Origin of the sequence: Mesorhizobium sp. M7A.F.Ca.CA.002.04.1.1 (assembly GCF_004022805.1) — a bacterium.
Taxonomy (GTDB): Bacteria; Pseudomonadota; Alphaproteobacteria; order Rhizobiales; family Rhizobiaceae; genus Mesorhizobium; species Mesorhizobium ciceri.
The window spans coordinates 1-7,825 of record NZ_RZPL01000217.1; the positions used below are offsets into that span (position 1 = coordinate 1).

The window sequence follows — 7,825 nt, forward strand, 5'->3', positions numbered from 1 at the left end:
GGGGAAAGATAGCGAGCCCGCCAAGGCCGAAAGTGAAAGCCAGCGGCGGCGAGCCGACGAAGATGTCGTCCGGCGTCACCTCCAGGATTTCGCGGGCATAGGCGTCGGCGATGATCAGGAGGTCGCGGTGGAAATGCATCGTCGCCTTCGGCACGCCTGTCGTGCCCGAGGTGAAGCCGAGCAGCGCGACATCGTCGCGGCCGGTGTTGACGGCGGTGAATGTCACCGGCTTGTCGAGAGCGGCACGATCGAGCTCGGCATCATGGTTGGCGGTGCCGTCGAAGCCTATGACCTGTTTGAGGAAGGTGCTGTCCTTGGCGCAGGCGGTCATCTCGTCCATCAGCCTGGTGTCGCAGAGCGCGACGGTGATTTCCGCCTTGTCGACGATCTTGGCCAGTTCGCCGGCGCGCAGCATAGGCATGGTGTTGACGACCACGGCGCCGACCTTGGTGGCAGCCAGCCAGCAGGCGACCATGGCGGGGTTGTTGGCCGAGCGGATCAGCACCCGGTTGCCGGGCTCGACGCCATAATTCTCGACCAGCGCGTGGGCGAGCCTGTTCGTCCAGTCGGACAGTTCCTTGTAGGTGCGGCGGCGGCCATTGCCGATCAGGGCTGTGCGGTCGCCGAGGCCCTTCTCGACCAGCCGGTCGGTCAGTTCGACACCGGCGTTGAGGCGTTCGGGATAGTCGAAGCCGTCGAGCAGTATATCGGGCCATTGCTCCGGCGGCGGCAGGTGATCGCGCGTGAACGTGTCGATATGCGCTGAAGGCCCAAGCATGTCGCCGCTCTCCCGTCTGCTGCCTGGCCAGTGCGCAATGCGCCTTGGCTGGATGTGGTGGATCCTAAGGTCCTGCTCTGAGGAGGCTTCGTGCTGCCCATCACGCCTGCTCGGAGATGCGCGCCGAAAGGGTGAACATCTGCAGGTGAGGGCAGCACAGCAGACCTCCCATTGTCGGCTGTTCGTGCGGGCAGGATCGCACCAGTCGAAATTTGTTTCAAGCCTAAAATGTTTTTGCCCTGGAGCATTGACGCATGGCGTGGCGCTGGCCATTGCTAGCGCAACAGCGATGCCGTTTTGGGGGAGGGCGCAGATGTTCGAACGTCACATCGTCGATTGGGATGATGCCTATGCCAACGGCGCGAACATTGCCGGCAGCGACCGTTGGCCAGCCGCCTGGTCCGAGCCAGCGGCAGCATTCCGCGATGCGCTCTCGGCAGAGAGCCGGGCACGGCTCGACATCGCCTACGGCGACAGGCCGCGCAATCGGCTCGATCTTTTCCTTCCCAAGGCCGCGCCCAAAGGACTGGTGGTGATTATCCATGGTGGTTACTGGCTGGAGACCGACAAGAGCTTGTGGTCGCATCTCGCCAATGGCGCGGTCGGCAGCGGCTTCGCCGTTGCGATGCCCTCCTACACGCTGTGCCCGGACATACGCATCGCAGGCATCGTCCGGGAGGTCGGGGCGGCGATTGGCAAGGCAGCGGCAATGGTTGACGGACCGCTGATGCTGACCGGACATTCGGCCGGCGGCCATCTCGCCACCCGGATGGTGACGACAACCACGCCTCTGGCGCCGGATGTGGCGCGGCGCATACGCCATGTCGTTTCGATTTCAGGTCTACACGATTTGCGTCCGCTCATGCGCACCGGCATGAACAAGGACCTGGCAATCGACGAAGAGGAGGCGCTGGCTGAAAGCCCAGCCCTGCTGCGCCCGATGGATGGCGCCCGCATCACCTGCTGGGCCGGCGGCGGTGAGCGCGCCGAGTTCCTGCGCCAGAATGCGTTGCTTGCCAACATCTGGACCGGCCTTGGCGCCACCACCAGCACCGTGGTCGAGCCCGACCGGCATCACTACGACATTGTCGACGGCCTTGCCGATCCGGCGCATCCGCTGACACAGAGCTTGATCTCGAGCTAGAGCCGAGATCACTTTCTCGTCTGTTATGAACGGCTTGCCTGGAATTCCTCAGCGCAGCATCAAAACGCTGCAAGCCTCGCCCGCGGCTGCTGCAGGGGCAAACGGCGCCCGCACGATCAGCCCGTTGGCGTCGGCCAGCATTCTCAGCATCGAGGAATCCTGAATGCCGAACGGCGTCGCCACCAGCGCGCCGTCATCTTCCCTGACCACGGCTCGGACATAGTCCTGGCGCAAATCATTGGCCGGCATTGCGGTACCCAGTCGCGCTGGGCGAATGTCCTGGCGATGGTTGCGGCCACCGAGCCGCGCCAGCAGCGGCTTCAGGAACAGTTGCGAGCAGACCAGGCTTGCCACCGGGTTGCCGGGCAGGCCGATGCACCTGATATCGCCGAGGCGGCCGAACATCAGCGGCTTGCCGGGGCGCATGGCAATCTTCCAGAAGCCGAGCGTCATGCCTTCGCCGGTCAGCACGTCGTGGATCAGGTCGTGATCGCCGACCGAGGCGCCGCCAAGCGTCACGATGACATCCGCACCGGCCGCCACCGCTTTTTGCACCAGTTCGGCGATGGCCTCCTTGCGATCGGCGGCAATGCCGAGATCGAGCGCGCGGGCGCCGACCGAGTGTGCGGTGGCAGCGACGCCATAGGCATTGGACGAGATGATCTGGTCCGGGCCGAGATTACTGCCCGGCGGCAGCAATTCGTCGCCGGTGGCGATGATGGCGACCAGCGGTCGTCTTACCACCTTGACCTGGGGATGGTTGGCCGATGCTGCCAGCGACAGTGCCGCCGGGTCGAGCAAACGGCCTCTTTCGAGCAGCATGTCGCCTGTTGAAAAATCGAGCCCGATGCGACGGATATTGCGCCATTGCGCCGTCGGCTCGGTCACTTCGATTTCGCCGCCGCCGAGGTCGCGGACATTCTCCTGGATGACGATGGTGTCGGCGCCTTCGGGCAGCGGCGCGCCGGTGAAGATGCGCACCGCTTGTGCCTTGCCGATCCTACCGGCAAAACCACGTCCGGCCGGCGCCATGCCGATCACCGACAGCCTGGATGGTACCGACGCCACGTCGGCGGCTCGAGCGGCATAGCCATCCATGGCGGAAGCGTTGAAAGGTGGCTGGGTACGGAGTGCCACGACCGGTTCCGCCAGAACACGATCCACCGCCTCGAACAGAGGAACGCTTTCGCCGGCTAGAGGTGCCGCACCATCGAGCAGGCGCTCAAGCGCCTCCGCGATAGGAACCAGCGCCATCAGGAACTCGCCTTGTAGTCACCCGACTTGCCGCCGGTCTTTTCGACCAGGCGGATGCCGGTGATGACCATGGCGCGGTCTACTGCTTTGGCCATGTCGTAGATGGTCAGGCAGGCTACCGAAGCGGCCGTCAGCGCCTCCATCTCGACGCCCGTCTTGCCGGTGACGCGCGCCAGCGCGGTGACCTTCAGGCCCGGCAATGCATGGTCGGGCTCGATGTCGACGGAAACTTTGGTCAGCAGCAGCGGATGGCAGAGCGGGATCAGATCATGCGTCTTCTTCGCCGCCATGATGCCGGCGATGCGCGCGGTGCCGAGCACGTCGCCCTTCTTGGCGTTGCCGGCGAGGATCATCTTCAGCGTCTCGGGCTGCATCGCGACAAAGCCTTCGGCGATCGCCGTGCGCGTTGTTTCTTCCTTGTCGCCGACATCGACCATGTTGGCCTCGCCCTGCGCGCCGAGATGGGTCAGGCCTGATACCATCGTCAGATAGCCTCGGCCAAAGCCTTGCCTGTCAGAAGCAAGCGCGTCGCGGTGGTGACGTCCTGTTGCCGCATCAGGCTCTCGCCGACAAGAAAAGTGCCGATGTCGCTCTTTTGCAGCCTGAGGCAGTCGTCATGCGAGAAAATACCGCTCTCGCTGACCAGCAAGCGGTCGGCCGGAACCATCTTCGCCAGCCGCACTGAAGTGTCGAGGCTGGTCTCGAATGTGCGCAGATTACGGTTGTTGATACCGATCAGCCGCGACGACAGTTTTAGCGCGCGCAACGTCTCGGCCTCATCATGCACCTCGATCAGCGCATCCATGCCGAGTTCGAATGCCGTTGCCTCAAGCTCGCTCGCCAGGGCGTCGTCGACGCTGGCCATGATGATCAGGATGGCATCCGCGCCCCAGGCGCGGGCTTCGTAGACCTGATAGGGATCGAACAGGAAATCCTTGCGCAGCGCCGGCAGCGCGACGGCGGCTCGCGCCCGGGTGAGAAATTCCGGCGCGCCCTGGAAGGACGGTGCGTCGGTCAGCACCGAAAGACAGGCAGCGCCACCCTTGGCATAGGCCTGCGCCAGCGCCGGCGGATCGAAATCGGCGCGGATCAGCCCCTTGGACGGGCTTGCCTTCTTGATCTCGGCGATCAGCGCAAAGGCGCCGGATTTGCGCTTTGCTTCGAGTGCGGCAAGAAAGCCGCGCGGTGCGTCGGCGTCCTTGGCTCGCGCCTTGATTTCGGCCAGCGGCACACGTGCCTTTGCCGCCGCGATCTCGTCGCGCTTGTAGGCCTCGATCTTGCGAAGAATGTCAGACACGTTTTACCCGTTCGAAATCTCGACCAGCCTGTCGAGCACTTGCAGGGCCCGGCCGCTGTTGATGGCTTGCGCGGCGAGCGCGATGCCGTCAGCAAGCGTCGTCGCCTTGCCCGCCACCACCAGGCCGGCGCCGGCATTCATCAGCACGGTGTCGCGATAGGCGCCGGCAGCGCCGCCCAGCATATCGCGCAAGGCTTTGGCATTGTAGTCCGCATCGCCGCCACGCAGTTCGTCCCTGCTGTGGCGCGGCAACCCGACCGCTTCAGGCGTCAGGGTGAAGCTGCGGATCTCGCCGCCGATCAGTTCGGCGACCTGCGTCTCGCCGGTGGTGGTGATCTCGTCATAGCCGTCGCCATGAGCAACCCAGGCATGCTCCGCACCCAGTGCCTTCAGCGTCTCGGCAACCGGCAGGATCCATTCCGGCAGGAACACACCGACCAGCTGCCGCTTGACGCCAGCTGGATTGGAGAGCGGCCCGAGCAGGTTGAAGATGGTGCGGGTGCCGAGTTCGACGCGGGTCGGACCGACATGTTTCATCGCTGGATGGTGCGCGGGCGCGAACATGAAACCAATGCCAGCCTCGTGGATGCAGCGGCCGATGAATTCGGGCGAGATGTCGATCTTGACGCCGAGCGCAACCAGCACGTCGGCGGCTCCTGTCAGCGAGGACAGGCCACGATTGCCGTGCTTGGCAACCGGCACACCACTGCCGGCGATGACAAAGGCCGATCCCGTGGAAATATTGACGCTGTGGGAATTGTCCCCGCCGGTGCCGACGATATCGATGGCGCCGTCCGGCGCGTCGACTTGCAGCATCTTGGCCCGCATGGTGGCGACGGCGCCGGAAATCTCGCTCACCGTCTCGCCTCGCACGCGCAGCGCCATCAGGAAACCGCCGATCTGGCCGGGGGTCGCATCACCCGACATGATGATGTCGAAGGCCTCGCGCGCTTCCTCGAAGGAAAGCGCGCTACCGGTCGCGATCTTGGCGATATGGGTTTTCAGCGCGCTCATCTTGTCGAGGCTTGGGCGACGGCGGCCTGGTCGACGCGAACGTCGTACTGCGTCTGCAACTGCGCCACCAATTGGTCGAGCAGGTCGTCCGACATGCCGGAGGTGAAGGATTTCTGTGCGTCATCCGGCACCGAGCTGGCATCGGCCCCGGCGGGCTCGAACACTTCGGCGACCTTGTACAGGATCTCTCCGTCGCCGGTAGGCGAGGGGATCAGGCCGGTACCGCCTTCGCCGACTCCGAACATCGCTGCGGCACCTTCCTTGCCGAAATCGACGTCGTCAGCCTCGCGCTTCACACCGCGCTTGGTCTGCTTTTCCAGCTTCAGTTCGCTGGCAATGACATCGAGCGTTGCGCCGGCCTTGAGCCGCTTTTCCAGCTCGTCAGCCTTGGCGGCGAGCCGCTTGCTTGTTTCCGCCGCCGTCCAGTCGGCCACGACTTTCTGACGAACCTCATCCAGCGTGCGGTCGCGAGCCGGCGTGATGGACGCCACCTCATAGAAGACGAAGCCGTTGTCGGCTGTGGTCAAGGCATCGTTTTCCGTGTTGGGTTCGGCGTCGAAGACCGCTTTGATCAGCTCCGGCGATTGCGGCAGGTCCTTGACGATGCTTGCATCTGGCCGCAGTCCACTGCGATCGATGGCGTCGATGGTGACGACCTTCAGCTTCAGCTTGGCCGCAGCGTCGGCCAGCGAACTGCCGGCGGCGCGGGTGTCATCGTAATTGTCGCGCACGTCCAGAAGGATGCGGCTTGCCTCGCCCAGCGCCAGATCCTTGCGGATCTGGTCGGACACCTCGGCCAGCGGCTTCACCACCTCGGGCTTGATCTCGGTGACACGCAGCAGCACCGGACCGAAGGCGCCCTGCACGACCTGGCTGACTTCATTGGCGTTAAGCGCGAAGGCGGCGTCGGCGACCGCCTTGTCGGCGATCTTGTCCTTGGCAAGCGTGCCGAGCAACGTGTCGGCTGGGGTCTTGCCTTCCGCCGTGACCAGCTTGTCGAAAGTGGCGCCTGCCTTGAGCGAATCGAACGCGGCCTTGGCCGCATCCGGCGTCTTGAACACGAGCTGCTCGATGGTACGCAATTCCGGCGTGGTGTAACGCGCCTTGTTCTTGTTGTAATCGTCGCTGACCTGTTGGTCGGTGACGGCGGTCGGATCCATGATGTCGACCGGCTCGAGGCGGACATAGGAGAATTTGCGGTATTCGGGTGCCGCATATGTCTTCTTGTTGGCTTCGAAATAGGCCGAAAGCACGCTATCGGATGGCGCCACGATCGGCTCGACGAGTGCCTTGGGCAGCGTCAAATAGTCGATGGTGCGGTCTTCGCCGCGATAGAGCGCAACTGCCTTGAAGAAAGTGTCCGGAGCCTTGAGGCCGTCCGAGACCGCCTCGACAATCTGCTGGCGCACCGCCACCTGAGCACGGTTCTTCAAATAGTCCTCGGGTCGCATGCCAATCTGCTGCAGCATATATTCGAACGTTCTGCGATCGAACTGGCCGCCCGGGCCTTTGAAGGCCGGGTCTTCGCGTGTCAGCTCGGCCAGCCGGTCTTTGGAAAGTCCGAGGCCCAGCTTGCGGGCCTGTTCATCGAGAACGGCACCCGAGACGAGCTGCGCCAGCACCTGGTTATCGACACCGAGCGCCTTTGCCTGTTCGTGGCTGAGACGTTGGCCGAACTGCTGCGACATGACGGCGAGCTGGCGATCATAGGCGAGACGGTATTCGTTGATCGACACTTTGGTGCCGCCAGCGGTTATCACCGAATCATGGCCGGCCAAACCGCCCATCAGCCGTCCGGAAACGCCCCAGACCAAAAAGCTGAGCACCAGCAGCACCAACAGCCCCTTCGCGACCCAGGTGCCTGCCGCGCTTCTCAATATACCAAGCATTTTTACTTCCGATTTATGCGCATTTTCGCATGCGCCGAGTCTGAAACAAGCGCAATAGCGCCCTTCCGGCCCACTGTCGATTGCTTTGTGGCCTGATTTTGGTAGTGAGGGCCAGAGCCCCGATATCATCCGGAGAAGCAAACCCATGACGCCAGGAATTCGCCCGCTCGTCGCCGGCAACTGGAAAATGAACGGCACCAGCGCCTCCCTCAACGAGCTCAGGATGATCGGCAACGGCTTCATGAGTGGGCTTGACGCGGAGACCGAAGCGCTGGTTTGCGTTCCCGCAACCCTGCTTGCCCACGCCGCCGAGATCCTGTCGCGCACGCCGGTGCATGCCGGCGGCGAAGATTGCCACACCAAGGAGAGCGGCGCCTACACCGGCTGCATCTCGGCGGAAATGCTCAGGGATGCCGGTGCGAGCCATGTCATCGTCGGCCATTCCGAAT

Annotated in this window: 8 protein-coding genes; 2 read left to right on the top strand and 6 right to left on the bottom strand. The window is 63.7% G+C overall.

Going from position 1 to position 7,825, the window contains the following annotated elements:
* The coding region (locus ENZ75_RS13745; RefSeq protein WP_164887813.1) for an AMP-binding protein at nucleotides 1-778 on the bottom strand (778 nt) is incomplete at its 3' end.
* Nucleotides 779-1,091: 313 nt separating this feature from the next.
* On the opposite strand from ENZ75_RS13745, the gene ENZ75_RS13750 reads away from it, so the two are divergent.
* Nucleotides 1,092-1,922: an alpha/beta hydrolase gene (locus ENZ75_RS13750; protein WP_063167975.1), complete on the top strand. Its 831-nt coding sequence runs from the start codon at nucleotides 1,092-1,094 to the stop codon at nucleotides 1,920-1,922.
* Nucleotides 1,923-1,970: 48 nt separating this feature from the next.
* Here ENZ75_RS13750 and glp read toward each other — a convergent pair whose 3' ends face one another.
* Genes glp through ENZ75_RS13775 form a run of 5 tightly spaced genes read right to left on the bottom strand, consistent with a single transcriptional unit; the run spans nucleotide 1,971 to nucleotide 7,376 of the window.
* The gene (glp, locus tag ENZ75_RS13755) at nucleotides 1,971-3,176 is read right to left on the bottom strand and encodes a gephyrin-like molybdotransferase Glp (RefSeq protein ID WP_063167976.1); all 1,206 of its coding nucleotides are present in this window, start codon (nucleotides 3,174-3,176) and stop codon (nucleotides 1,971-1,973) included.
* Entirely contained in the window at nucleotides 3,176-3,658 is a 483-nt protein-coding gene (gene moaC, locus ENZ75_RS13760) for a cyclic pyranopterin monophosphate synthase MoaC (protein ID WP_013531740.1), read from the bottom strand. The genes glp and moaC overlap by 1 nt, the downstream gene beginning before the upstream one ends.
* Before the next feature lie 2 nt (nucleotides 3,659-3,660).
* Entirely contained in the window at nucleotides 3,661-4,473 is an 813-nt protein-coding gene (gene trpC / locus ENZ75_RS13765; protein WP_063167977.1) for an indole-3-glycerol phosphate synthase TrpC, read from the bottom strand.
* A gap of 3 nt (nucleotides 4,474-4,476) precedes the next feature.
* Nucleotides 4,477-5,487 carry an anthranilate phosphoribosyltransferase gene (gene trpD, locus ENZ75_RS13770; RefSeq protein ID WP_063167978.1) on the bottom strand — a complete coding sequence of 337 codons (1,011 nt, stop codon included), beginning with the start codon at nucleotides 5,485-5,487 and terminating at the stop codon, nucleotides 4,477-4,479.
* Nucleotides 5,484-7,376 (bottom strand): SurA N-terminal domain-containing protein, encoded by a 1,893-nt coding sequence (locus ENZ75_RS13775; RefSeq protein ID WP_063167979.1) that lies wholly within the window; start codon nucleotides 7,374-7,376, stop codon nucleotides 5,484-5,486. The genes trpD and ENZ75_RS13775 overlap by 4 nt, the downstream gene beginning before the upstream one ends.
* Nucleotides 7,377-7,521: 145 nt before the next feature.
* On the opposite strand from ENZ75_RS13775, the gene ENZ75_RS13780 reads away from it, so the two are divergent.
* Nucleotides 7,522-7,825, top strand: a 304-nt coding sequence (locus ENZ75_RS13780) for a triose-phosphate isomerase (protein WP_206617036.1), incomplete at its 3' end; no start/stop codon positions are given.